The organism is Arthrobacter sp. N199823, assembly GCF_002929705.1.
Taxonomy (GTDB): domain Bacteria; phylum Actinomycetota; class Actinomycetes; order Actinomycetales; family Micrococcaceae; genus Specibacter.
Genome location: NZ_PJIN01000051.1, coordinates 1 through 725, shown reverse-complemented (window position 1 = coordinate 725; position 725 = coordinate 1). Strand labels below are relative to the sequence as shown.

1 protein-coding gene is annotated in these 725 nt (G+C 53.2%); it reads right to left on the bottom strand.

Translation table 11 applies throughout. The features are described from left to right. Positions 1-244 precede the first annotated feature (244 nt). Positions 245-725: hypothetical protein (locus CXQ93_RS20820; protein WP_181036256.1), on the bottom strand; the 481-nt coding region annotated here is incomplete at its 5' end.

Genomic DNA, 725 nt, shown 5'->3' with positions numbered 1-725 from the left:
CCTAAGCTATGCCCCCTTGAAGTGGAGGCAAGGGGATTTGAACCCCTGATCAGCGTTTTGTGAGCAAGCCGGTCGTGAGCCGAACGAGAAACTACTATTTTCTTTGCCCTACATAGTAATCATACCACACCATTGCGGATAAAACAAGTTATCGGAGCATTTAACCCGACTTTTTTAAGGGCCCTGAATTTGCACCGCTAATGCCTAGATTTTTACCTGCTTATGCGTCTTGGTCTGTCGCCGACTAAAGATCTTCTTGGTCATCTTCGCGCTTTTCCCATGGTTCAAATGACTCCGGACCTCGGTATCCACACGCCGAACAAACTTCCGCCTCGAGCCACCCCTGCTCACCGTCTTGCTCCGTGATGTCGCCGTCTGTTACGAGGCGATATGAGCTACATTTCGGGCATCGGCGCGGTGGCTTCCGCTTGACCTTGACGATGGCTGTTGAATACATCTGAAGAACGTGCGCGGTCGCGTCCAGAAGCATCTCGGCATCCCATTCCGTCGCGTTGTAGTCGTGTTGAAGGCTCACGGCGACGTCCCACGCCTTATCGGAAATCTCACTCAGGTAGCGCCGCATGCGCCCCGTGGAAAGTTCCTGTGCATACAGTTTGGCCCAGCCTTTGAAGTCGTTTACCTTGCACTTCACCTCCGGAAGGGTGAGCCATTCGGCCTCTTGATGCTCCCGTCCGAAGGCCAGCAAAGCTTCACGACACTTGATT